The sequence below is a fragment of the Rhodococcus sp. ARC_M6 genome, from assembly GCF_022810305.1.
Lineage (GTDB): Bacteria > Actinomycetota > Actinomycetes > Mycobacteriales > Mycobacteriaceae > Rhodococcus_F.
In genome coordinates this window covers 61,754-85,623 of record NZ_JALGQH010000008.1, presented here as the reverse complement: position 1 = coordinate 85,623, position 23,870 = coordinate 61,754, and the positions used below count along the sequence as shown (strand labels likewise).

The 23,870-nt window shown below is 61.4% G+C and carries 19 protein-coding genes and 1 tRNA gene; 6 read left to right on the top strand and 14 right to left on the bottom strand.

Going from position 1 to position 23,870, the window contains the following annotated elements; translation table 11 throughout:
• Positions 1-4: 4 nt before the first annotated feature.
• The 9 genes from mfd to MTX36_RS11645 all read right to left on the bottom strand — a co-directional run bounded on the left by mfd (position 5) and on the right by MTX36_RS11645 (position 11,909).
• Positions 5-3,649: a transcription-repair coupling factor gene (gene mfd / locus MTX36_RS11685; protein ID WP_374230470.1), complete on the bottom strand. Its 3,645-nt coding sequence runs from the start codon at positions 3,647-3,649 to the stop codon at positions 5-7.
• Between the two features lie 103 nt (positions 3,650-3,752).
• A complete protein-coding gene (locus tag MTX36_RS11680; RefSeq protein WP_243619910.1) occupies positions 3,753-6,302 on the bottom strand; it encodes a glycosyl hydrolase in 2,550 nt (849 codons plus the stop codon).
• Positions 6,302-7,288 (bottom strand): DUF1839 family protein, encoded by a 987-nt coding sequence (locus MTX36_RS11675; protein WP_243619909.1) that lies wholly within the window; start codon positions 7,286-7,288, stop codon positions 6,302-6,304. Before MTX36_RS11675 ends, MTX36_RS11680 begins: the two co-directional genes overlap by 1 nt.
• On the bottom strand, positions 7,288-8,226 hold the full coding sequence (locus MTX36_RS11670) for an amino acid--[acyl-carrier-protein] ligase (protein WP_243619908.1): 939 nt from the start codon (positions 8,224-8,226) through the stop codon (positions 7,288-7,290). Before MTX36_RS11670 ends, MTX36_RS11675 begins: the two co-directional genes overlap by 1 nt.
• Before the next feature lie 14 nt (positions 8,227-8,240).
• Entirely contained in the window at positions 8,241-9,425 is a 1,185-nt protein-coding gene (locus MTX36_RS11665; protein ID WP_243620000.1) for an acyl-CoA dehydrogenase family protein, read from the bottom strand.
• Between the two features lie 2 nt (positions 9,426-9,427).
• A complete protein-coding gene (locus MTX36_RS11660; protein WP_243619907.1) occupies positions 9,428-9,670 on the bottom strand; it encodes an acyl carrier protein in 243 nt (80 codons plus the stop codon).
• Positions 9,667-10,116, bottom strand: a complete 450-nt coding sequence (locus tag MTX36_RS11655; RefSeq protein ID WP_243619906.1) for a holo-ACP synthase — start codon at positions 10,114-10,116, stop codon at positions 9,667-9,669. The genes MTX36_RS11660 and MTX36_RS11655 overlap by 4 nt, the downstream gene beginning before the upstream one ends.
• Before the next feature lie 309 nt (positions 10,117-10,425).
• Positions 10,426-11,067, bottom strand: a complete 642-nt coding sequence (locus MTX36_RS11650; protein WP_243619905.1) for a ScbR family autoregulator-binding transcription factor — start codon at positions 11,065-11,067, stop codon at positions 10,426-10,428.
• 188 nt (positions 11,068-11,255) lie between these two features.
• Positions 11,256-11,909: a TetR/AcrR family transcriptional regulator gene (locus tag MTX36_RS11645; protein WP_243619904.1), complete on the bottom strand. Its 654-nt coding sequence runs from the start codon at positions 11,907-11,909 to the stop codon at positions 11,256-11,258.
• A 164-nt stretch (positions 11,910-12,073) separates the two neighbouring features.
• Between MTX36_RS11645 and MTX36_RS11640 the strand changes: the two genes are divergently transcribed.
• The 6 genes from MTX36_RS11640 to MTX36_RS11615 all read left to right on the top strand — a co-directional run bounded on the left by MTX36_RS11640 (position 12,074) and on the right by MTX36_RS11615 (position 18,199).
• Positions 12,074-12,144 (top strand) — tRNA-Gln (locus MTX36_RS11640).
• 53 nt (positions 12,145-12,197) lie between these two features.
• On the top strand, positions 12,198-13,673 hold the full coding sequence (gene glmU / locus MTX36_RS11635) for a bifunctional UDP-N-acetylglucosamine diphosphorylase/glucosamine-1-phosphate N-acetyltransferase GlmU (RefSeq protein WP_243619903.1): 1,476 nt from the start codon (positions 12,198-12,200) through the stop codon (positions 13,671-13,673).
• Positions 13,670-14,650: a ribose-phosphate diphosphokinase gene (locus tag MTX36_RS11630; RefSeq protein WP_243619902.1), complete on the top strand. Its 981-nt coding sequence runs from the start codon at positions 13,670-13,672 to the stop codon at positions 14,648-14,650. Before glmU ends, MTX36_RS11630 begins: the two co-directional genes overlap by 4 nt.
• A 274-nt stretch (positions 14,651-14,924) precedes the next feature.
• A complete protein-coding gene (locus MTX36_RS11625) occupies positions 14,925-15,581 on the top strand; it encodes a hypothetical protein (protein ID WP_374230472.1) in 657 nt (218 codons plus the stop codon).
• 135 nt (positions 15,582-15,716) lie between these two features.
• Positions 15,717-17,297, top strand: a complete 1,581-nt coding sequence (locus tag MTX36_RS11620) for an SLC13 family permease (RefSeq protein ID WP_243619900.1) — start codon at positions 15,717-15,719, stop codon at positions 17,295-17,297.
• Positions 17,297-18,199: a cyclase family protein gene (locus MTX36_RS11615; protein ID WP_243619899.1), complete on the top strand. Its 903-nt coding sequence runs from the start codon at positions 17,297-17,299 to the stop codon at positions 18,197-18,199. The genes MTX36_RS11620 and MTX36_RS11615 overlap by 1 nt, the downstream gene beginning before the upstream one ends.
• A 6-nt stretch (positions 18,200-18,205) precedes the next feature.
• On the opposite strand, the gene MTX36_RS11610 is transcribed toward MTX36_RS11615, so the two are convergent.
• The 5 genes from MTX36_RS11610 to egtA form a co-directional block, all read right to left on the bottom strand.
• Positions 18,206-19,393: a sorbosone dehydrogenase family protein gene (locus MTX36_RS11610; protein WP_243619898.1), complete on the bottom strand. Its 1,188-nt coding sequence runs from the start codon at positions 19,391-19,393 to the stop codon at positions 18,206-18,208.
• Positions 19,394-19,584: 191 nt separating this feature from the next.
• Positions 19,585-20,550, bottom strand: a complete 966-nt coding sequence (egtD, locus tag MTX36_RS11605; RefSeq protein ID WP_243619897.1) for an L-histidine N(alpha)-methyltransferase — start codon at positions 20,548-20,550, stop codon at positions 19,585-19,587.
• Positions 20,547-21,293, bottom strand: a complete 747-nt coding sequence (gene egtC / locus MTX36_RS11600) for an ergothioneine biosynthesis protein EgtC (RefSeq protein ID WP_243619896.1) — start codon at positions 21,291-21,293, stop codon at positions 20,547-20,549. The genes egtD and egtC overlap by 4 nt, the downstream gene beginning before the upstream one ends.
• Before the next feature lies 1 nt (position 21,294).
• Positions 21,295-22,629 (bottom strand): ergothioneine biosynthesis protein EgtB, encoded by a 1,335-nt coding sequence (gene egtB, locus MTX36_RS11595; protein ID WP_374230469.1) that lies wholly within the window; start codon positions 22,627-22,629, stop codon positions 21,295-21,297.
• Between the two features lie 5 nt (positions 22,630-22,634).
• Positions 22,635-23,858, bottom strand: coding sequence for an ergothioneine biosynthesis glutamate--cysteine ligase EgtA (gene egtA / locus MTX36_RS11590; protein ID WP_243619894.1), 1,224 nt, complete (start codon positions 23,856-23,858; stop codon positions 22,635-22,637).
• Between the last annotated feature and the right edge of the window lie 12 nt (positions 23,859-23,870).

Here is a 23,870-nt window from a genome sequence, read left to right as displayed (position 1 = left end):
GCGCTCAAGCCTCCATGACAACAGCGCCGGCTGCCCGACCATCGATGGCCAGGATGAAGTCCGCGATGTACTGCAACAGTTCCACGTCGCGCAGACGATCGGAACCGACACCACCGGTTCGCGGCATCGGCAACTGCACCAAACCCGTGGTAGCCCGGTACTGCGCGCTCGGATAGATCCGTTTGAGCCTGATCTGCTTGGAATCCGGCAACGCCATCGGCGCAACCTTGATCTGTGTACCCGTGACCGCGATCTCTTCGAGCTGGTACTCACGAGCCAGTAGCCGCAGCTTCGCCACAGACACAAGACGTCGGACTTCTTCCGGTATCGGTCCGTAACGGTCGACGAGTTCCTCGACCACCCCGGCGATGCCGTCGGAATCCGTTGCGGCAGCAATCTTCCGGTAGCCCTCGAGCCTGAGCCGATCACTGGTGACGTAATCCGGCGGAATATGCGCATCGACGGGAAGGTCGATGCGGACTTCCTTGGGCGCATCGTCGGTGGTGATGGGGCGTCCGTCTGCAGCTGCCCGATACGCCTCGACTGCTTCGCCGACCAACCGCACGTAGAGGTCGAAACCGACGCCGGCAACGTGACCGGACTGCTCGGCACCGAGAACGTTGCCGGCGCCGCGGATTTCGAGGTCCTTCATGGCGACAGCCATGCCGGCACCGAGATCGGAGTTCTGCGAAATGGTGGCCAGGCGGTCGTAGGCCGTTTCGGTCAAAGGCTTTTCGGGCGGATACAGGAAGTACGCGTATCCGCGTTCACGGCTACGCCCCACCCGGCCTCGCAGCTGGTGGAGCTGCGAGAGTCCGAGCGAATCGGCGCGCTCGACGATCAGCGTGTTCGCATTGGAGATATCGAGACCGGTCTCGATGATGGTGGTACAAACCAGGACGTCGTAGTCTCTCTCCCAGAATCCTTGAACAGTCTTCTCGAGAGTGTCCTCGTTCATCTGTCCGTGCGCGACCACGACACGAGCCTCCGGAACGAGTTCACGAATCTTCTTGGCTGCCTTGCCGATCGAGCTCACTCGGTTGTGCACATAGAAGATCTGACCGTCACGCAGAAGCTCACGACGAATTGCCGCGGCAACTTGCTTGTCCGCATAGGCACCGACGTAGGTCAGGATCGGATGCCGTTCTTCGGGAGGCGTGAGAATTGTCGACATCTCCCGGATGCCCGCCATGCTCATTTCCAGCGTACGAGGGATCGGGGTGGCCGACATCGTCAGTACGTCGACGTGGGTACGCAGCGCCTTGATGTGTTCCTTGTGTTCGACGCCGAACCGTTGCTCCTCATCGACGATGACCAGACCGAGGTCCTTCCAGCGGACGGCAGTCTGCAACAAACGATGTGTTCCGATGACGATGTCGACCTCGCCCTCGGCCATCCCGGCGATGATCTCCTTGGAATCTCGCGCGTCGGTGAAGCGTGAGAGCCCACGAACCTTGACCGGAAACGATGCCATCCGCTCGGTGAAGGTCTGAAGGTGCTGCTGCGCAAGCAGAGTCGTCGGTACGAGAACCGCAACCTGCTTGCCGTCCTGAACGGCCTTGAACGCTGCGCGGACTGCGATCTCCGTCTTGCCGTATCCGACGTCGCCGATGACAACGCGGTCCATCGGGACAGGTTTTTCCATGTCGCCCTTGACTTCACTGATTACCGTCAACTGGTCGACAGTCTCGGTGAAGGCAAACGCGTCCTCGAGTTCCTTCTGCCACGGTGTATCCGGACCGAAGGCGTGCCCGGGGGCTGCCTGACGCGCAGCATAGAGCTGCACGAGCTCGCCGGCGATCTCGCGAACTGCCTTGCGTGCCTTAGTTTTTGTATTGGTCCAGTCGGATCCACCGAGTTTGCTGAGCGCCGGCATCTCGCCACCGACATAGCGGGAAAGTTGATCCAGCGACTCCATCGGCACGAAGAGTCGGTCGCCGGGTTGCCCACGCTTGCTGGCCGAGTATTCGATGACCAGGTACTCGCGTCGCGCGCCGCCGATGGTGCGCTCCACCATCTCCACGAACCGCCCGATACCGTGCTGATCGTGAACAACCATGTCGCCGGCGGCAAGCGCGAGCGGATCCACCTGGTTACGACGCTTGGCCGGAAGCCGTTTACCGTCACCGACTGCAGCAACCCGATTGCCGGTGAGGTCGGCTTCGGTGACGACGACCATTCCCGGCACCTCGCCCCGCCCGGGCACACTGCTACCGCCGTGTAGAACCAGACCGTCGTGCAACGATCCGCGCAGCACCGAAACCTGACCACGCGCCGGAACTGCGCCGGGTTCGAGCATCGTGGCCGGAACCTCAGCCTCGCCGAGTCGCTCGTAGATGCGCTTTGCGGTACCGGCTCCGGCAACGACGACGGCAGCACGTCCACCGGTGCTCACATGGGCGCGGAGACTGACAAAAAGCTCGGCCAGGAGGTCGTCGGATCCACGTATCTGTGGGGCCGCCTGAATCGGAAGTTCCAGTTCTTCGCCGTTACCCGACGCCAGCGGGCTGATGGTCCACCACGGACGCCCACCGGCTTCCGCGGACTCGCGTACCTGACGCAACGATCGGTAGGCGGAAGCGCCGAGACCGGACTCGCCGGCCAGAATGGAAGTATCGAGCGGCGCCGCACCACCGATCGATGCCGCAGTCCACGACGCTTCCAGGAACTCCTGTCCGGTTCGAACCAAATCCGTTGCACGCGTGCGCACCTTCTCCGGATCGCACACGACGATATGGGTTCCACCCGGAAGAATATCGGAAAGTAGTTGCAGTTCACCGGGTTTCAACACCGGCAGCAAAGCTTCCATACCTTCGACTGCAATGCCTGCCGAGATCTTGTCCAGCATTTCCACGAGCGACGCGTCGGCTTGGTTCTCGGCTGCGATCTTCGCTGCCCGATCCCGGACGTCCTGTGTCAACAGCAATTCCCGACACGGTGGCGCGATCACGACGTCGACGTCGATATCAGGCAGTGACCGCTGGTCGGCTACGGAGAAATACCTCAGTTCTGAGACCTCGTCACCCCAGAATTCAACTCGAACGGGATGATCGGCGGTCGGTGAGAAGAGATCCAGAATGCCTCCGCGTACCGCAAACTCACCACGTTTACCCACCATATCGACGCGTGTATACGCCATCTCCACGAGTCGGACCAGCACGGATTCGAAGTCGATCTCGGTGCCGGCGCGCAGAGTGATCGGCTCGATCTCCCCCAACCCGGGTGCCATCGGCTGAACCAGCGAGCGCACCGTCGTCACCACAACGCGCAATGGAGCGCCGTACGACGCGTCGTCCGGACGTGCGAGCCGACGCAGCACCTCGATGCGTCGCCCGACGGTATCGGCGCTCGGTGACAACCGCTCGTGCGGCAACGTTTCCCAAGACGGGAACTGCGCGACGGAACCCCCGATCATCTCGGTGAGTTCCTCAGTCAGATCGTCGGCCTCACGACCCGTCGCAGTAACCAGTAGCACCGGATTGTGCGCTGCGAGCGCAGCCGCGATGAACGGCCTCGCCGGCTTGGGCGCAACGATATCGAGTCTGGCGCTACCGATCGCCTCGGTCACCGCAGTAAATGCAGTGTCCGCGAGTGCGGCCTCGGCAAGTCCGGCAAGCAAAGTCTGGGCAGCGGGCGGCAGGGCAGTCAACGAATGCGCTCCTCAGCGGTGACGACGAGCTGCGGACGAACAACCCGGGCGTCCCCGCTCCAAGAGTGAGTGACGCCGAGTTGATTCTATCCGCGAGCGCGCCCTATCTACGCGGAACCCGCTTCGGTGTCGATACTCGAAGATGTTCGGCCACCGTCAGCGGCGCGACCGCCACGCTTGCCTGTGAGTTGAGCGCCCGCACCCGACCGATCACCATCTTCGCTTGACCAACGCGGCGCAACCTCACTGTCCGCGAGCCTCCGGGTGCCAGATGGAACCAGGAATCCTCCGGCTCAAAGCCTTGCAGGTCCAGCGAAACGTACTGCGCCGTACCTTCGGACGTGACGTCGACAACCCACTCGTCCTCGCCGACCGAGCGTGCGATTGCCGACAAACCCAACGAACGTTCGAGAGGCCGGGCAGCACTCCCCAACAGGTGTACCACCTCCTCGAGCACCGTCCCCTCGTCGTTCTCGAGGGTGACCGTGACGGCATCGTAGTTGGGCGGGCCGAACTTGAAAACATGTGTGAGATCGGTGAATCGTCCCACCACGGCGTCGACGGACAGGCTCTGGCTTCCGTGCGCCTCGATCTTGACCGGGGCGACGGCATTCACCGGAACGATCCCGGACCGGCTGTGCGCCCGGATGCGGATTTCGCCGACGACCGGCTGCGCAGTCTCGTTCAGCACGTCGAGACGAAGCCCGTCCATTCCGTCGTCTGTAACGATGAGAGCCAGTGGTTTCGAGTAGCGCCCAAGCACATACCAGGGCGCTTTGGGGGCGCCTTGCCAGTCGAGGACTCCCCATCCCGGCCCCGGTTCGAGATCCATCAGTGCCAAGGTGAGGGCACCGTCGCATCCGGAATCTGCTCGGCGCCAGTGGCCGAGAACTGCCCCGAACGCTTCACAGATCGCTGCCCGGCCCAGGTCGAGATAACGTTCCGGATCGGACCAGCGCACCTCGCTCGGATCCTCGCCGAACAGCGTCTTGACGTAGTGATCGCGAACGTCTTCGAAATCCCACGACGACCCGTGGTCTCGCGGTACTGCAGCTTTCCACGCCGGATGATGCCCCGCCGCCGACACGGATCCGAATGCGGATTCGATGACGTTGTTGGAAGGCGGAATCGCAAAGGCCAAGCACTCAGCGGCGAATCGCACTCGTGCGCGCGTCACGTCATCGAGCGGACGACGGTACGCACCCACTCCGAAGTAGTGCGCGATACCGCTACCGACGTGGGTAACCAACTCCTCGCACTCGGGCGGAGCGGACGGCGACGACGTCACGTATTCGACGTGGGGTGATAGGTCTGCAATCAACGACGGCAGCTGAGAGTGAATGACCGAGATCTGCTGATCAACCAAACCGAGCATGGCCGGTTGCTGCTCGGTTTCGCTTCCACCACAGAAGACCGCGAGGGCCGGATTGCCACCGACGCGCCCGAAAAACGTACGTATCTCAGCCGAGAACAGTGCAAAGAACTCTGCGGTGTCCGGCGGATCGAGTGTCGCGAGCATCGCGTCCTGCCAGACGAGAATGCCCAGCCGTGCGCACTCGTTCCAGAAATGATCGCTCTCGTAGACCATGGTTCCCGGAACCCGCAGCATGTTCACACCGGCGCCGGCGCACCGTTCGAGCACCTGAGTTGTCATGGTCTCGGACTGGAAGGAGATCGGATCGGTAGGCGTCCAGACCGATCCCCGGCAGTACACGTCAATGCCGTTGACCGACAGGCGAAATCCGCCACCGCTCCGATCAACCTCGAGGCTGCGAAAACCGACGTTTCCCAGCTCGAACACCTTTCCACCGACCTCGATCGACACCGGGTACCGGTGCGGAGCGCCATGGGTGTGCGGCCACCAGAGATCCACCTCGGGAATCTCGACGACACCGGTGACCTCGGTCAACCCATCTCTGCCAGGTTTCACGGTGAGCGAGCCTCGCACTGTACCGACAGCGACGGCGACGGCCGCGAGGGCGCTCGGCACACCAGTGAGCCGCGCCGTGATCTCGACCCGACCTGTGCCGCCGTCGACGCCGGCATCCAGCGACCGAGAAACAACACCAATCTTGTGGGTATCCAGTAACCGGATGCCTCGCCACGGACCCACCGGAACGGGAACTCCGGAAAACACTGCCGCTCGCCCCAGCAGGGTCGTGCGTATCCACCTCAGCCCTTGATCGCGGACCAACGACGAACGCCACCGGCCGCGCGGCCGACGCGAACTCAATATCGCTGCCAGAGAATGAAAGCGAATAGCGATCGTGATCTCACGCCCGCTCGTCGTATCACGGGTCACGATCGCTTCACCGGGAACGAACATCGATTCCGACGAGATGGTCAACGTGTTGTCTACCCAGACATCGGCAAACGCCGTCAGTCCGTCGAAGTGGAGCAGCCACGACCCCTCACCGGTCGTGGCCACCCGAGTAACGAACCACCAGTCCATAGTGTCGAGCATCGTGACGTCAACGGACCCGGGTCCGTCCGATTCGCGAATCGCTCCCGCCACCGTTCCCGGTACCGTCGCCCGGTGCCACTCCCCGGTGATCGAGCCCAGCTCGGTCGGATTCGACATCACCCCGGGATCTGTTGCGATACAACGCCAATCTGCTCCGTCAAGCAAATCTGCTCGAGAGTAGCGTGCCATCACACCAGCCTGAGGTGTCGCTGCGACTCAACTCCGACGATGGACGTGATGATGTCCATGGAATTCTTCCAGGACACTGCCATCTCGTCGAGTTGATCACGTGGGTCCACGGCGCGTCCCCTCGCCGCACGCGCCATTTGGAATTGAACACTCTTCGCTCCCGCAGCAACCTTACGGAAGCCTGCGGCAGCCTCAATAGTTCCGGAAAACCCTGCCGTGTCGAGAAACTCGCTGACATCGCCCGCAAGTTCAGCGCTGGCACCGCATTGACGCAACAAACCGAAGGACCAGAGATGAAACGCATCCATACCGGCCGCCTGGACCCACTCGGAATCCTCGACCACTCGTCGGCCCAACTCGCGCACCGGATTTCCCGGCGGGCGGGCTGCAACGTTTCGACGTGCAACTTCCCCGACGTTCCCGGTATTCATTGCATAACCTGGCGAGAGTCGAATCTGTTCGACGTAAGGAACAAACGACGGCAAACTCGAACGATCGAGGTCGAAAACGCCGGAGAAATCTTCACCCCGCAAAACATGGTATCCACTGTTGTGGAAGTACTCGAGCTCGCCCGCTACCCGATCGATCCGATTAGGAACAATCGTGGTCTTGGCATGCGCCTCATGGTAACTCGTCCCCAACGTGTCGGGGAGCCAATAACCGTCGACCTCCACAGTCGACAACATTCCCACCTCGAGATTGTCCTCGACATGCACCAGCGGAGCTCGCCAGACATTCATCTCCGCAACGTCGATTCCGTACAGCGCCACAATGTCTTCGGCTTTGAGCTTCAGAAAAGTCCACTGCGTACCGTCGAACCTCGACGAAAAAGCACAGGCCAACGCCGGCACGGGGTCGAGTCCGAGCGAATGCAGAACTTCGATCCACAAGTCGAGGTAGCAGTTGGTCTGCGCCCACACCCGATCATCGCGGTGAATGGCGTGCGGGGAGTACCCGTCGGGGACAACATCCAGGAGGCGCGCCATCACAAACCCATACGTCCGCGAATTTCTACCGGCCAGCCTGAGACATTCAAACCATGTGTCCGTAAGAGCGCCAAAGCAATACGTTCCATTCCGAATCCGACACACGAACTGTGCGCAACATCGCCGTCGGAAGTCTTAATACCGAACGTCTGACCGAAGTGGTCGAGGTGATTGTTGGACGAGACGATCGCAGTGCCCTCGTCGTGGTCACCGTACAACCGAACGACCAACTCCGTCTTCAGGTTTTCTTCGCGTTGGTTTACAGCCAACATACGGCCGGCCCGCCCGAAGAAGGGATCGTTTGCAATGACCGGCGTGGCCTCGAGACCGAGTCCGTCGAGGACCTCGAGGCCCCGTCGGATCCAGGTTTCACGGTGAGCGGCCGCCGCGTGGGCATCGCCGATGGTGACGAACTCGTGCATCCGAAACGCCTGCATACGTGCCGGGTCGATCGCGGGTTCGTGACGGAAGCAGAAACCGTAGATATCAAGCAGCACTCCGCCCTTGGGCAGCACGCCCGAGTACTGGGCATAGGCCGGATGGCAGGCTGCCGACACCAGCATCGTCTCGGTCGGCTCGAGATAACGATCCCACGATTCACCACTTGCACGATCGGCGAGCAACTGTGCGTGATCGAAATTGCTACCGGTGAAGGTATTGATCGCACCGGTCAGGTTGGGGAACGACGCGATGTAATCGGTACGTTCGAAACTGGTCCGCGGAAACACGGGTGGAAAGCGCAAGCGTGTCGCCGACGATCCGGGACCTGCGGCCACCACCACACGGTCGATGCCGTCGATGATGTCCTCGAAGACCCCGGAGCGCCCGTACAGGCCGTCCACATCAGTCTTGATCAGGAGGCCGCCTGCCAACAACTCCCGCTGAAACTCCGCTCTCGCAAGATCGAGCTCCGAAGGGACAGAATCGGTTTCACTCATTCCGGTACTGGTAGTCACAGTGTCCCTCGGTATCCGATAGCCATCTGGGCAGACCCCGCCATAATCCGATCGTTATTCACCATCAGCGCAGCCCCGTGTGCATCACGGAGATGCCGACCGAGCGAATACTCGCTGTCCTCGCGATAACCCGAGATCCCGCAGATGAGCATCGCCTGGCCGATGATCTCCACCACCGAATTCGACGTGGTGACCTTCAAGTTGTTCATCGACAATGCAAAACCGACGCTATCTGTTGTGGCCAACTCTTCGGACCCGTCTCGAGTCTGCGCAGCGAGGTCGTACCGACGAGCAGATGAATCCACAAGATCCGCAAATTGTTGTGCCACAGCGGCTGTTTCGGCCAACCGTAGAGCACCGGGAGATGACACTCCCGGCTGCTTCCGGGCTGCAGCGCGCACATACTTGCGCGCTTTCTCGAGCGCTGCATCCGCAATACCCAGCCACACCGAACTCCACACCACATGCGAGACCGGAAGCATGGTGTTGGTGGAGATATAGGAATACGGCGTCTTCGCCACCATGTCCGGAGTGGAGGTAGCTCGAAGAATATATCCGAGGCTGCAGGTTCCCCTCAGTCCGAGGGTATTCCAGTCGGTGGTCTTCTCCAGTGTGAGATCAGCTCGACGGCAGACAACCAGAACCTGGTCATTGGGCTGACTTTCCGGTGTTCGGCGAGCTGTGACGACGATCGCGTCAGCTTCCTCGCCGTACGAAATGACCGGTGCATTCTTGATCAACAGCAGATGACCACCGAGATCTTCGACAGCACAATAACTTCGGCTGACGTCTCCGCCGATACCCAGTTCTGTGGTTGCCGATGCGAGCAACAATTGATTGGCGGTGACCTCGACAACAAATGCCCGAAGCGCCTCGGTATTTCCATGCTTGACCAACGAATAGATCTGAGTCTGATGCATCGCGAAGATCATTCCGCTTGCAGCGCAACGTGATCCGAGGATTCGTGCGATCTCGGCGACCTCACGCAAGGACAACCCTTCACCGCCGAACTCCGTCGGCACGGCCACGGACAGCAACCGTTGCTTACGCATCGCGGCAACCGCTTCTGCGGGGAAGCGCGCTTCTACGTCGACCTGGTCGGCCCACTGTGCGGCAACCTCGTCCGCAACGAGTCGCGCTCGTTCGTGGGCAGTTCCGACAACAACCTCGGAAATCGGCATACTCACGCGGCACCCAGACCGATCAATGCGTCTTCGATCGATTTGACGCTCGCGAAGGTACTCTTGCGCAGCAACTCGTCCGGAAATTCGATATCGAACGAATCTTCCAGGGCCAGCATCACATTGACACTGGCGTGGGACGTCAACCCCAATTCGTAGAGATCGGCTTCAACATCAATCGCGCTGACGTCGACTGCGAGCCGACCATGCTCCACGAGCACCTTGCGAATTGCCTGATCACTCATCGGTGACATCGTCCTTCTGTTTTTTGCGAAATGTCGCAGCGCGTGGCAATCACCATTGCAATGGCAACGTCCGCCTCATGCGAAATAGATACTTGAAAATCTTGAAGGTCCTGCGCTAAGGCAAGTTTCGCCGCTTCACCGGAAAGTACTACTCCACATCCCCCCCACAGTTCTCGCGTGATCTCGATCGAATTCCACGGCAGCGCCGAGTCGAGTGGCCGGAGAACCTTGACCACTGCTTCCTTAGCCGCAAAACGAGCGGCCAGCCGTTGATCTCGAGCCGGACCGTCGCACGTCGTCAACTCGTGCGCCGTGAACGTCCGCTCCAGATAACGACGTCCGAAAAGATCGATACTCCGACTGATGTCGACAACGTTGACGACGTCGCAACCGATCCGAGGTCCGACGTCCCGAGTGTCGACCGCCGGCGTGCGCTCACTACTCATCTGGTTACCCCTTCCATCGGTGCACCGGGCGGCCCCCTACGCCGCCCGCTACACCGACTTTGTGTCGTCGAACCTGTCCGTCTTGACCAACCCGACCAATGCAGCAACTGTCTGGCTACCCAGAGAACATACCGCAACGTCTAGATGGTGAGCAAGATCGAACCGACTGGCATTCAACTACTCGTCAAACATACTCTTGGTTTGTTTCAAAGTGCTAATGAACGAGACAACCCACAGAGCGGAATACGAGAACAGTCGTGACCGGAACCTGAAATCCCACATCAGCGATTGGCGGCACCTAGCCTGAACTCAGTGATCAGTCCCAAGACGGCGTGCAGCGAACTGACGGAAGTATTCAACCTTCGACTCAGGTACGACCACGGGAAGAACCATATTCCAGGACGACTTCATCGACTCGGACAACTCACGCACTGTTCCCGTCGCGGCCGCCACCAATCGAACACCCGACACCATCTGAAGCAAGAAACGTGCAATGTCCGAGGAATCGACGTCATGGCGCAAGTCACCCTCGTCGGCAGCACGACTGGTGAGTTCCCGGAAGATGTCGTGCCAGACGTCGAATGTTGCCGGACCCGATCCCCGGTAGTCTCCGATCTCGACCAGCAAGCGGAAAGTCGCCCGAACAAGCACGTCGTGCGCACCGATATCGACCGTCACCGACGAGATGCCGATAAGCGATTCCAATGCCGGCGTCCGACGGTCCAACCACAGCTCACACTTGGCGTCGAACCGGGCCGCGCCTTCGTCGATCACCGCCCTGGCCAGCTCTTCCTTGGAACCGAAGTGGAAGTACAGCGCCCCCTTGGTCACCTGTGATTCAGCGATGATCTCGCTCAAACTGGCGTTTGCGTACCCCAGACGTATGAACACGCCGGCCGCTCCGCGCAGTACCGAATCACGGGTGGCTTCCGCCCGTTCCTGCCTCACCATCGATCCGGCCTCCAATAACCACACATCGAACGCATCCTGACCCTTACCCGTTCACAGCGTCAAAATGGAAGGCACAGTCCAGCTTTCGGCGCGCCTTACAAACAACCTGCATTTGTCCATCAAACGATCGTGATACAGCCAACACAGCTTAGACTGCGAACCCGGTTCTACCGACAGGCACACCTGCGTTAACCCTCCAATTGAGGGTCGGCCTCCAGATTGGTGAGCCCGTTCCAGCACAAATTCACCAAGTGCGCTGCCACGACTTCCTTGGACGGCGTGCGCTCGTCGAGCCACCACGTAGCCGTCGTCGACACCATTCCGACCAGTGCCTGCGCGTACATCGTTGCTAGTCCAGGGTCGAATCCACGCCGCGAGAAGTCCCCGGCCAGGAGGTATCCCACCTGACTGATCGCGTCGTTGAGGAGACTGGAATAAGTGCCGCTGGGCGCCACGACAGACGAATCACGAACCAGAATTCGGAACCCGTCGGTATGTTCCTCGACGTACGTGAGCAAAGCCAACGCAACTCGTTCAACTCGAACTCTCGAGCGATTCTGCGACAGCGAAGACGTGACCATCTCCAACAGCCTCGACATCTCCCGGTCGACCACGACGGCGTACAAACCCTCCTTGCCGCCGAAATGCTCGTAGACGACCGGTTTCGACACGTTGGCACGCTGAGCGATTTCCTCGATCGAGGTTGCTTCGTACCCACGCTCGGCAAAGAGCGCACGGCCGATCTCGATCAACTGCTGGCGACGCTGGGTGCCTGTCATCCGGACCCGAATCGCCCGCTCGGGTGCGCGGTCACCGCCCGTCGGACCGGGAACCGTTGCCATGACTGCCTCTTTCCACCGTGCCGTCGGGCGGTTGTTACCGCACCTGTGGAAGCAAGCCTATCGGCACCGCGCGACCCGAAAACGAGGAGCGGTTCGACCTACGTGGGGTCGGCGTGCGATTATTCTCTCGCGTAATCCGCCGCAAGGTACGGAGAGCGTGGCAGTCCGCCGTGGTGTAATGGCAGCACCTCTGATTTTGGTTCAGATAGTTCAGGTTCGAGTCCTGGCGGCGGAGCTGGTAGTTGATGATCTGCCGCAGTTGATGATCTATAGAGGGAGCTCAAACCAGTGCAAACCGCCGTGATCGTTCTCGCAGCGGGTGCAGGCACTCGGATGAAGTCCAAAACTCCCAAGGTCTTGCACACTCTCGCCGGCCGAACAATGCTCGCGCACTCGCTCCACGCTGCAGCGTCTCTGAATCCGACTCATCTCGTGACCGTCGTCGGACACGATCGTGAGCGAGTATCCGCAGCCGTGACATCCGTCGCCACAGACTTGGACCGCTCGATCACCATCGCGGTCCAGGACGAGCAGAAGGGCACCGGGCACGCCGTCAGTTGCGGCCTCGAACGCTTGCCGGCCGATTTTCGCGGCACCGTCCTGGTCACGGCCGCCGACGTACCGCTCCTCGACGGCACGACCATCGCGAACCTTCTCGAGCGCCATACGAGCGCACCGGCCGCCGCCGTGACGGTGTTGACGTCCACAGCTTCCGACCCCACCGGATACGGCCGGATCCTGCGCACCACCGACGGTGAAGTCAACGCCATCGTCGAGGAAAAGGAAGCAACGGATTCGCAGCGTTCGATCACCGAGGTCAACTCGGGCGTCTACGCCTTCGATTTCGAGACGCTGCGCGACGCGCTGGCATCGCTCGATTCCAACAACGCTCAACACGAGTTCTATCTCACCGATGTGATCATGATCGCCCGACGAGCCGGTAAACGAGTTCGAGCGCAGCACATCGCGGATTCGGTTCTCGTCGCGGGCGCCAACGATCGTGTGCAACTGTCGACCCTGGCTCGCGAATTGAACCGTCGGATCGTCGAAAACTGGATGCGCGCCGGCGTCTCCGTCGTTGATCCCGCAAGTACGTGGATCGACTGCGACGTCACCCTCGAACAAGACGTCACGCTGCTTCCCGGAGTGCAGTTGACCGGTACGACCTCGGTCGGCGAAGACGCCGTGATCGGCCCGGATACAACTCTGACGGATATGACGGTAGGCGCCCGCGCAGTTGTCGTCCGTTCGCACGCCAGCGGGTCGACTGTCGGCGAGGATGCCACGGTCGGACCCTTCGCATACATTCGTCCGGGGACGAACCTCGGCGCCCACGGCAAACTCGGCGCCTACGTGGAAACGAAGAACGCCGATATCGGCGAGTATTCGAAGGTTCCGCATCTTACCTACGTCGGCGATGCTGTCATCGGCCATCACAGCAACATCGGAGCTTCGAGCGTCTTCGTCAATTACGACGGGGTGAACAAGAGCCGTACTGTTGTGGGGTCGCACGTCCGGACCGGATCGGACACCATGTTCATCGCTCCGGTTCGAGTAGGTGACGGTGCCTACACCGGCGCCGGCACGGTACTCAAATTCGACGTCCCGCCGGGAGCTCTCGCAGTCTCGGGTGGGCAGCAACGCAATATCGAGGGTTGGGTCGAGAAGAAACGTCCCGGTACTCCTGCGGCCGTTGCAGCTGCAACGGCTTCGGAATCAGAGCGCACAGATCAGCAAGTACAAAAGGATGGCATGAACCAGTGACCGCGAATTGGATCGACAACCAGAAGAACTTGATGTTGTTCTCGGGTCGAGCGCATCCCGAATTGGCTGAGCAGGTGGCGAAGGAACTCGATATCCGCGTCACCCCGCAAACTGCACGCGATTTCGCAAATGGTGAGATCTTCGTTCGCTTCGAAGAGTCGGTTCGCGGCTCCGACGCGTTCGTTCTGCAGAGCCATCCGGCGCCACTGAACACGTGGGTCATGGAGCAGCTCATCATGATCGACGCTCTCAAGCGTGGATCTGCCAAGCGCATCACCGCAGTGCTGCCGTTCTACCCGTACGCCCGTCAGGACAAGAAGCACCGCGGACGCGAGCCGATCTCCGCTCGCCTCATCGCCGATCTGCTCAAGACCGCCGGCGCCGACCGCATCATCACGGTCGATCTGCACACCGACCAGATCCAGGGCTTCTTCGACGGCCCCGTTGATCACATGCATGCACAGGGCCAACTCGCTCAGTACGTGAAAGCGAACTACGGCACCGACAACATCTGCGTCGTCTCCCCGGACGCCGGACGCGTCAAGGTTGCCGAGAAGTGGGCCGATGCCTTCGACGGCGCTCCGCTGGCGTTCGTGCACAAGACCCGCGACCCTCTGGTCCCCAACCAGGTGAAGTCCAACCGCGTGGTCGGCGACGTCAGCGGCCTCACCTGCGTGCTGATCGACGACATGATCGACACCGGCGGCACCATCGCCGGCGCCGTCAAGGTTCTCAAGGATGCCGGTGCCGGTGACGTCATCATCGCCACCACCCACGGCATCTTCTCGGATCCGGCCGCCGAGCGATTGGCGTCCTGCGGCGCCAAGGAGGTCATCACGACCAACACGCTCCCGATCCCCGATTCGAAGCGGTTCCCGACGCTGACTGTGCTGTCCATCGCACCGCTACTCGCTCGGACCATCAAGGAAGTTTTCGAGAATGGTTCTGTGACTTCACTGTTCGACGGCATCGCATAGTTTCACCGTGCCACAGGGCGCGTATCGGTAACCATTGACGGTCACCGATACGCGCCTTGTGCATTTCATCCGGCAGAGTTGATCCACCCATTGCAGGCGCCGAGCCTTCGCCGCCGGACCAGACCGATCAGTCTTCACGAAACCATTTGTGCGACACACAGATACCGTCAAATCCGACAATCGGCATGATCTTGATCACGCCCTCGGGGAGAATCCCAGGTCGATGTTGGGCCGGTGTTCACCGCCCCGCAAACTTCGCCTAATGTGGCTCGTCGTGATCGACGCGCAAACCTTGGAATCCCGGCCCGAATCTCATTCACTGAATTCATCAGTTCCGACGGTCCGGCGGTGGCGCCCAGGATCTTGTGTCTGGTGTGGCGACGACACCTCCGTCGAAATGTTCCGCAATGAACCGCGCTGCGAAAAGTGCCGCGAAAACGAAGGCATCGTCGACGACGCCAAGCGCTTCCTCGGCATGTACGGCCTGCGCCCGCTCGGCGGAACGCTGCAGTCCGACGACGACGAAGAGCGCGAGTACCGCGTCACCGCCCGCGAAGCTCGCCGCGTCCTCAACGAAATTCGAATGGACGTCCTCCCCGACGCGACCGCCGTGCGCAAGGCAATTCGCCCTCGCGCCGCATCCGTCGTCGCAGACACGTCACCCGCGCGTGCCGCTCGCCCCTCCAGCACCGGCGCCGCGACACGCGTAGCCGCTCCGGTGAAGACGGACACCGTCGACATCAACACGCTGCAGACGCGCGTTCTGGGGCTTCTCGACCAGCTCGGCACTGTCGACGAGCAGATCAAGGTCGCCGAACTCGCTCAGGGCCTTCCCGCTCGCGCCCGTCTGAGCGATCTCAACAAGCAGAAAGCAACTGTGCTGCGCACGCTGGCTGCCCTCGAGAAGGCGCGCATCGCCGCTTCCAACTGAATCTCCTTCGCGTCCGTCCACGGCCCTGTCTCGTTTGTCGAGATGGGGCCGTTCTGTATTCCCGGCACGGCTCCACACAATTCCCCGGCCCGGCGATGCGGGACGGTTGCCCGATCGCAGGTAGCTTTACGAATCGTGAATGACATCACCATCACCTTTGTCGTGCTTGCCGTAGTCGTGGCGCTCTTCGTCATCGGCCGGATCCCCGTCGGAATTATCGCAATCGGAACCGCACTGGCGCTGTACGCGACCGGGGTGATCTCGATGGAGCAGGCACTGGCCGGATTCGGCGATCCGACAGTCGTATTCATCGCCGCACTGTTTGTCGTGAGTGAAGCGCTCGACGCCACCGGAGTGACTACGTGGGCGGGCGAGAAACTGCTCGCAAAGGTCGGTGATTCTCGGGTTCGGTTGCTGAGCGCGATCATGTTGCTGGTTGCCGCACTGACCGCGTTGATCAGTGTCAACGGAGCAGTAGCTGCCTTGATCCCGATGGTTGTCGTCCTCGCCGTTCGTCTCGGCCGATCCACCTCCCAGTTGCTGCTCCCCCTCGCCTTCGCCGCCCACGCCGGTTCGATGCTCACGTTGACCGGTACACCGGTGAACATCATCGTCTCGGACGCCGCCGCCGACGCCGGGGCCGGCGCATTCGGGTTCTTCGACTTCACGCTGATCGGTGCACCGCTGGTGCTCGGGACCATCGCGATCGCAGTATTTCTCGGCCCACGTGTGCTCCCCCACCGAGCCGGCGTTTCAATGTCACCGGACCTGAGCCGCCACGCGAAAACTCTGGCGCAGCAATACAGCATCGCGGGCGGTTGCGATCAATCCGAAGCCCCGCTCATTACCAAGGAAGACGGCGTCGTCGAGGTGATCGTGCCGCCGCGTTCGGAGATCATCGGCGACAAGGTTTTCCCCGGCATGGTGACCGACAGCGGGGATCTCGTGATCCTCGCAGTCCAGCGCGCCGGCGAGAACTGCGGACCTAACGGCGTCCGCCTGGCAGCCGGCGACACCTTGTTACTCCAAGGCAGCTGGGACGATCTGGACGCCCGCACCTCCGTCGACCCGAACGTCCTCGTCGTCGATCCGCCCGCGTTGATTCGCAAGCAGGCCGCGCCGCTCGGTACCCGCGCCATCCTGTCCCTGGCCGTCGTCGCAGCCATGGTGATCATGCTGACCTTCGGCATCGTCCCGTCGGCCATCGCGGGTCTCCTCGCCGCCTGCGCGATGGTTCTGTTGCGCGTCATCAGCGTCGAGCAGGCACACCGCTCGATCTCCTGGACCACACTCATCCTCGTCGGCGGAATGATCCCGCTGTCCACGGCAATTCAACAAACCGGTGCGGCCGAGAAGCTGGCCAACGGATTTGTCGACCTTGTCGGCGACTCCGGCCCCTACGTCGTCGTCGCCGGCCTGTTCCTCGTGACGGCAACGCTCGGTCAGCTCATCAGCAACACTGCGACGGCGTTGATCATCACCCCGATCGCGGTGTCCGTTGCATCGGAGTTGAACATCTCGGTGCTGCCGCTTCTGATGACTGTGACCGTTGCCGCCGCCGCGTCGTTCCTGACACCGGTTGCGACTCCCGCGAACATGATGGTGATGGGTCCCGGCGGCTACAAGTTCGGCGACTACTGGAAGCTCGGATTGCCGATGCTCCTGTGGTTCCTGGTAGTTGCGACGGTACTGATTCCAGTGATCTGGAGTTTCTGATGTGCTCACCGCGGCTCTTGTCCCAGGTGTACGAATCGATCGAACGCGAGGACAGGAAGGTCAGCCGGCGATCGATCTTCGCCGCCTTGGGCGTTACCGCGCTCGGCGCAACGGCGCTTGCGGGCGGAACCGCGTCGGCAACCCCGGCGGCGCGTCCGCTCGAAGGCTCCACACTGGTCGATCTCACTCACGTATTGACGACGGATTTTCCGGTCTGGCCGGGTGCGCAGTCGTTCGAAATGAAGAATCTGGCAAGGATCGCGTCGACCGGCGGATCGCTGGGGTCGCTCGGGTCATTGGAATCGCTGGGTAGTGGGAGCTCTTTCTACCTGAACGAACTTCGGATGGGAGAACACACCGGCACCCACATCGACGCACCCGCGCATGCCAGCGCGGATGGAATCACCGTGGAGAAGATCCCCGTCGCAGATCTCATCGTGCCCATCGCGGTCATCGATATCAGCGTGCGGGCCGAAGCGGACAACAACACAGTCCTCACGCGGGCGGACATTCTCGATTGGGAAACCGTTCACGGGATGCTGCCTTCCCGCAGCCTCGTCGCGATGAACTCGGGCTGGGATGCCCGGCTGAGCGTCGACGGCGCATTCACGAACCAAGACGCAATCGGCCGGCAGCACACCCCGGGGTTCGATCCCGACGCCGTCGACTTTCTGGTGCGCGAACGAGAAATCGTCGCCCTCGGCTCGGACACCCTCAGCATCGACGCCGGCCGCAGCACAACCTACGGCGCTCACCGAAACGCGCTGGGCTCAGGCAAGTACGCGGTGGAGGCCCTGGCTAATTTGTCGACGCTTCCACCGGTGGGCGCCACCGTGATGATCGGTGCGCCCACCCATGCCGGCGGTTCCGGTGGACCATGCCGGGTTATCGCCTGGCACTGAAACTTTCTAGGACACCGGAGTTACCCGAAGCACTTTGTCGTTGGTGCCGTTATCCGTGGTGACCAGAAGTGAACCGTCGCCAAGCGGAGTAACTGAACGCAGGCGTCCGAACTGGTTCTCCAACCCGTAGGTCTGAGCGTCGACGGATCGACCATCGTCGCTCAGGCGCACGAAGACCAGTTTCTTGGTCTTCAATGCACCCATCACCAGCGCGCCGTCCCACGCTCCCCACTGCGGTCCGGCCACAAAGGCACCGCTCGCAGTGGCGAGCGTCGAGTTGCCTGAACGCCACACAGCCTCGATGGCACCCGGTACTCGACTCGGATCGGTCATCGGCACGGACTCGTCGTAACGTCCGAGTCCTCGGTCCGGTTTGTACCCGTAGTTTCCGCCGGGAATCAGCAGGTTCACTTCGTCGTCGACACCGGTACCCTGCTCCACCGCGTACACCCGATCGGTGCCCGGTTGAACCGCCAGACCCTGCACGTTCCGATGGCCGAGGGTGTAGACCGGGCTAGTCGGGTTGAGGTTTCCTGCTGCCGGCGTTCCATCGGCATTGATGTGCAATACCTTGCCGCCCAAAGAGTTCGGATCCTGCGGAACAGTAGGCATTGCGGTGTCTCCGGTTCCGACAAACAAGGTGCCGTCAGCTGCTGCGAGGATCCGGCAGCCACCGTGACGACCGGCTTCCACCGGAATTCCCGTCAGTACGTTTCCGGTGCGGGTAAGCGCCGCCCATCCTGCGTCAACCGTCCAGGCCACAATTCGGATGTCAGTGACTCCCCCGCCTTGAAATCCCTGGCAGGTGTAGAGAATTCGCGACTGCTCAAAGTCCCGGGCGAGAGCCATGCCCATCAACCCGGTCTCCCCCTGTGCGTAGAGATCCGTGAGATCTGCGCTTACCGGTCCGGTCGTGTCATCGCTCCGCCGGACAAAGAACCCGCCCGAACGCTGCCCGGCGAGTACCGTGCCGTCGGGAGCTGCCACCACGTCCCACGGGTGATCGAGTCCCTCAATGAGCGTAGTTACCGAGAGTTCGGGAAGCGTGTCCTCGGTGGGGGTTTCCGAACTGCCCAGGGAACCTGTATCCAGGGACCCCGAGGACGGCAGAGATTGAGCCGAGCACTGGGTCACCGGGATCGTCAGAATCGCGATAGTGGCTACTGTCAGGACAGCATATTTCGGGTGACGCACACGTGCTCCTCAGCTCGGCAACCGTTCCGCAAAGCCTCACTATAAACAGTCAATAGGGAGATATGGGGCATATATTGCCTGCCCGCGTGTGCCTAACCGTCCACTAGATGGAGTTCTACGCGGAAACCCGCCTCTCGGGACGATTTGTGGACAGTTATGCACGGGCACGGCCACAACCGGAGCCTGGCCGATCACACCCGGTCTGCGCACAGCAGCGCGAACCGCTGATCGTCATCGGTCCACACTTTCTGCACAGCGAACCCCGCAGCCTTGAGTTCTGCGGAAATGCTGTCGACGGTGAACTTCGCGGAAATTTCGGTACGCAGCTGCTCACCTTTCACGAAGGTGACCTCCAGATCCAGGTCCTCGATACGCACCGAAAGATCGCGCGCTGCTTCAAGCCGCATCTCGATCCACTGGTTCTCACTGTCCCAGAGGGCTACATGCCGGAAGGCTTCCAGAGGAAAATCAGCTCCCAGTTGCTTGTTCAGAACGCTGAGAACATTGAGGTTGAATTGCGCTGTCACTCCGGCACTGTCGTCGTAGGCCGGAACGAGAACAGCGGGATCGGTTACCAGTCCAACTCCGAGGATCAAGCTCTCCCCCGAATGCAACACCGCAGAAACACCGGACAGAAACTCGCCGCGCTCAGCCGGAATCAGGTTTCCGAGAGTACCGCCCAGAAAAGCGACTGCCCGCTTACCGCCGCTGGGCAAGTGATGCAGCGATCCGGTGAAGTCGCTGACCACTCCGACAACATCCAGATCAGGGAACTCTGCATCGATCTGACGAGCAGCACTCTCCAGCGCGGTCACCGAAACATCCTGCGGTACATACGTGTGCAGTGAACCTTTCATCGCGTCCAGCAACAAGCGCGTCTTCTCCGACGAACCGGAGCCCAGCTCGATCAGCATCTCCGGGCTGGTCAACTCGGCGATCGCCGGTGCACACTCGGTCAGCAAAGCTCGCTCGGTGCGAGTCGGGTAGTACTCGGGCAATTGTGTGATCTGTTCGAACAGTTCACTTCCGCGTGCATCGTAGAACCACTTGGGCGAGAGCCACTTCGGAGACGCTGTCAGCCCGGCACGGGCGTCGACGCGTAGCGCTTCGACTAAGTCTTCCGGGGTCAGATAGACGTTGAGCATTGGGGTACTCATCGTTCTCCCATCTGGATAGGGGTGATAATCAGGTGTCCGGGACGGGCGCAGACCAATGCTCTGTCGGGGATTTGCTCCCACCCGGGCGAATCGTCGAGTGGTTCCGAGGCGATCAGGGCCGACGATTCGTCGACGAGCGCGTACAACGAGTGTCCCCAAGCTGTGGCCCACATTTCGTTCCCGTCACCAAGCAGAAGATTCAGCTTGGAACCATGCGCCAAGAAGGAAACATCATGGACGACGGTGGCCACGGCTGACTCCGGAGACATGGTCTCCAATCGATCCCGCAGGAGTGTCCACAGCAGAGCCGAATCTGTCGGTGCCGGCATAGTCAACAACTGAACCGCCGGAATGCCTTCGGCCAGAGAAGTAACCGCAGCCGGCCACCGGACTACAACTCCGTTGTGACTCAAGGCGAAGCGATCATCCACAAACGGAGCACAGGCACCGATCTCCACTGCCATTCCCTCTGTCGCGGAACGCACTGCCGCAATGACAGCCCCGGAGTGGACATGCGAAAGCGTCTCCTCGACAGTGGGATCCGACCAGATCGGCGAAACACTACGATAGCGGCCGAGTACGCCACCACTCCACCACGCGGCACCGAAGCCGTCGGCGTTGATGGTTCCGCCGCCTCGCATCTCCTTGGGTGCCCACGACTGCCGCACCAGCGAATGTGATCCGAAGTGCAGGAGGTCACGGACAGAAGTGACCGGCCCGACGTACCCGAGGTGTCGGCACATGTCAGGGGCGACCGGACAGGGTTCTGGCGCAGCGAAATCCGGAGAATATCTGTCGACGGATCGGATGATCCCAGTTTCGGAAGGTCCCGCGGGCGGCAACACTGTCGGTCCCGAACGAGCCTCCCCGCAACACTTTGTAATCGCCACCGAAGAAGACCTCGGAGTACTCGCGATACGGAAAGGCATGGAAGCCTGGATAGGGATGAAAGCCGGACGAGGTCCATTCCCACACATCCCCGATCAACTGCTGCACGCCGTGCGCCGACGCTCCATCGGGGTAGGCCCCGACATCGGCGGGACTGAGGTGCCGTTGGCCCAGATTGGCGCGGGTCTCGTCCGGCAAGGCGTCGCCCCACGGAAACTTGCGGGAGCGAACGGATTCCGGATCCCACCGCGCGGCCTTTTCCCATTCAGCTTCGGTAGGTAGCCGTTTCCCGGCCCACGTTGCATACGCCTGCGCCTCGTAGTAGCCGACATGGACCACCGGACGGCGGGGAGCTACCGGCTTGTCGATACCGAATGCTCTTTGCCACCAGCGCGATCCATCACGTTCCCAGAACAGGGGTGCCTGAAGTTTGGCGTCGATGCGATGGCGCCACCCTTCCCTCGACCAGAGTTCCGGACGGGAGTACCCACCGTCGTCGATGAATTCGATGAACTGCCCGTTGGTGACGGGAAATCTGTCGATTGCGTACTCGGTCAGATACACCTGATGCGCGGTTCTTTCGTTGTCGAGCGCCCACGGTTCGTCGTCCGTACCCATGACGAAGGCGCCGGAGGGAATGATCACCTCATCCAGTAGCGGCTTTCGCCGGACACTCGGCGGCGATTCTTCTACGAGTACCGCTGAGCCTGAACGCAATTGATGCGTGGCGAGCATGGTTTCAGCATGCTGCTGTTCATGTTGAGCGATCATCCCGAACGCAAACCCGTTCAGCTCGAGCGGCGATCCGCTGAAAGTGCTGGCGGCGAGGACGTCCCACACCTTGCCGCGGACCGTACGTATGTAGTGGCGCGCCTGCCGCGGATCCAACAACGGAAGCTCGGGTCGCGAAGACCGTGAATGTTTGAAGGCGTCGTACAACTCGTCGATGTCGCGCCGCACCGGTTCGCGGCCGCCGACATCACGCACCAGCCAGAGCTCTTCCTGATTACCGATATGCGCGAGATCCCAGACTAGAGGGCTCATGAGTGGTGAGTGCGCAGCACTCAACTCGGTGTCGTCAAGGCAATCGGTGAGCAGAAGTGAACGGTTCCGCGACCGCACAAGTGCGGCTTCCGTGAATTCTTTGGTGACCACGGCAGTTTCGGCTACCTCGATCTTGGTGACATCCATCGACATCAGTGTCCCTCGACTCGCGCCAAGTCCTGGGTCGGCGTCAGACCTCGACAGCACCGTTCCGCTGCGCGATCGAGAAGCCGAACGAACTCCGGATCCGGCGCATACGAAGCTGCCAGTGACATCAGAGAGGTTGCTGCCGAACGCAACTCGACGTCCGACAATCCGTACTCCGCGGCGTCACGCCAGCGACCCGCAGTCGATGCTGCCGCATCGCGCGCTTCTTGCATGACGGCGGGCCCGGAAAGCAAGGCGTCGACCGCGGCTATCGGTACTCGCCAAAGGTCTCCGGGTTGAGCGTCGATGTACCTCACCTCCATGTGTCCGAGCGCGCGAACCGGCGGAAACAGCGTGGACAGGTGATAATCCAAGTCCTCGGTTGTGGGGCCGCGCCCTATCTCGGAGTCGAGTGCCCCGTCGATCCAGTCTCCAAACGTGGCGCCCCGAGGGGCAGTCCAATCGTCGAGGCCGTTCTGCACGCACAACAGAGGCACGCCGAGTACCCACCGCGGATAGTCCGCCGCGTCGGTAACGGCCATCGTGCGTCGAGCATCCAACTCGAGCCACGTCCGCATGCGTTGCGACGCCCACGAACCTCGCGGAATCCCTTCCAGCTGTGGAGAACAGGCGAACGCGGCGATCAATGCGGGCCCGATGTCACCGAGGAGTCGCCATCGTTTCGCTATTGCTTCGGCACTACCCCCGGCATCGACGCTCACCTGTACGGCGGCGGTGTTGCACATCATGAGGGTGCCGTAGGGCCCGATGTCGGCAAATTGTTGTTCCATCGCACGGTATCGCGGCATCTGCAGTAGTCGGTGCGGCGAGCGCCCCCGATCCGCCGGAGCAGCTGTCATCTCGATGGATTGAGTAGCAAGGAGAACGCGCAGCGCCTTACGGTCTTCTTCGAGACAATCGCAGACTTCGCGGGCTGACGTGCGCGGCGCGGAGGACAGTTCGATCTGGCCGCCGGGTTCGACGGTGACGATACTGCCGCCGGGAAGTGGCATCGCCGGCGATTGCGCGTTGATGCTGGTGGGAGCATGTCTCCCCAAGGCAACGGCGAGTGCCTCCAACGACGGACGCTCACCGCCGACGCCGTTGGTCAGCCACTCGACCTCGGCACCGATGAGTCGCGGTGGGCCTTGTTTGAAGCACACACCGCCGATGTACGCCTCGGCTGCGGGACGTGAGTCCACCTGAGTGTTCAGTACTGCGGTTGCCATTCGACGGTCCCC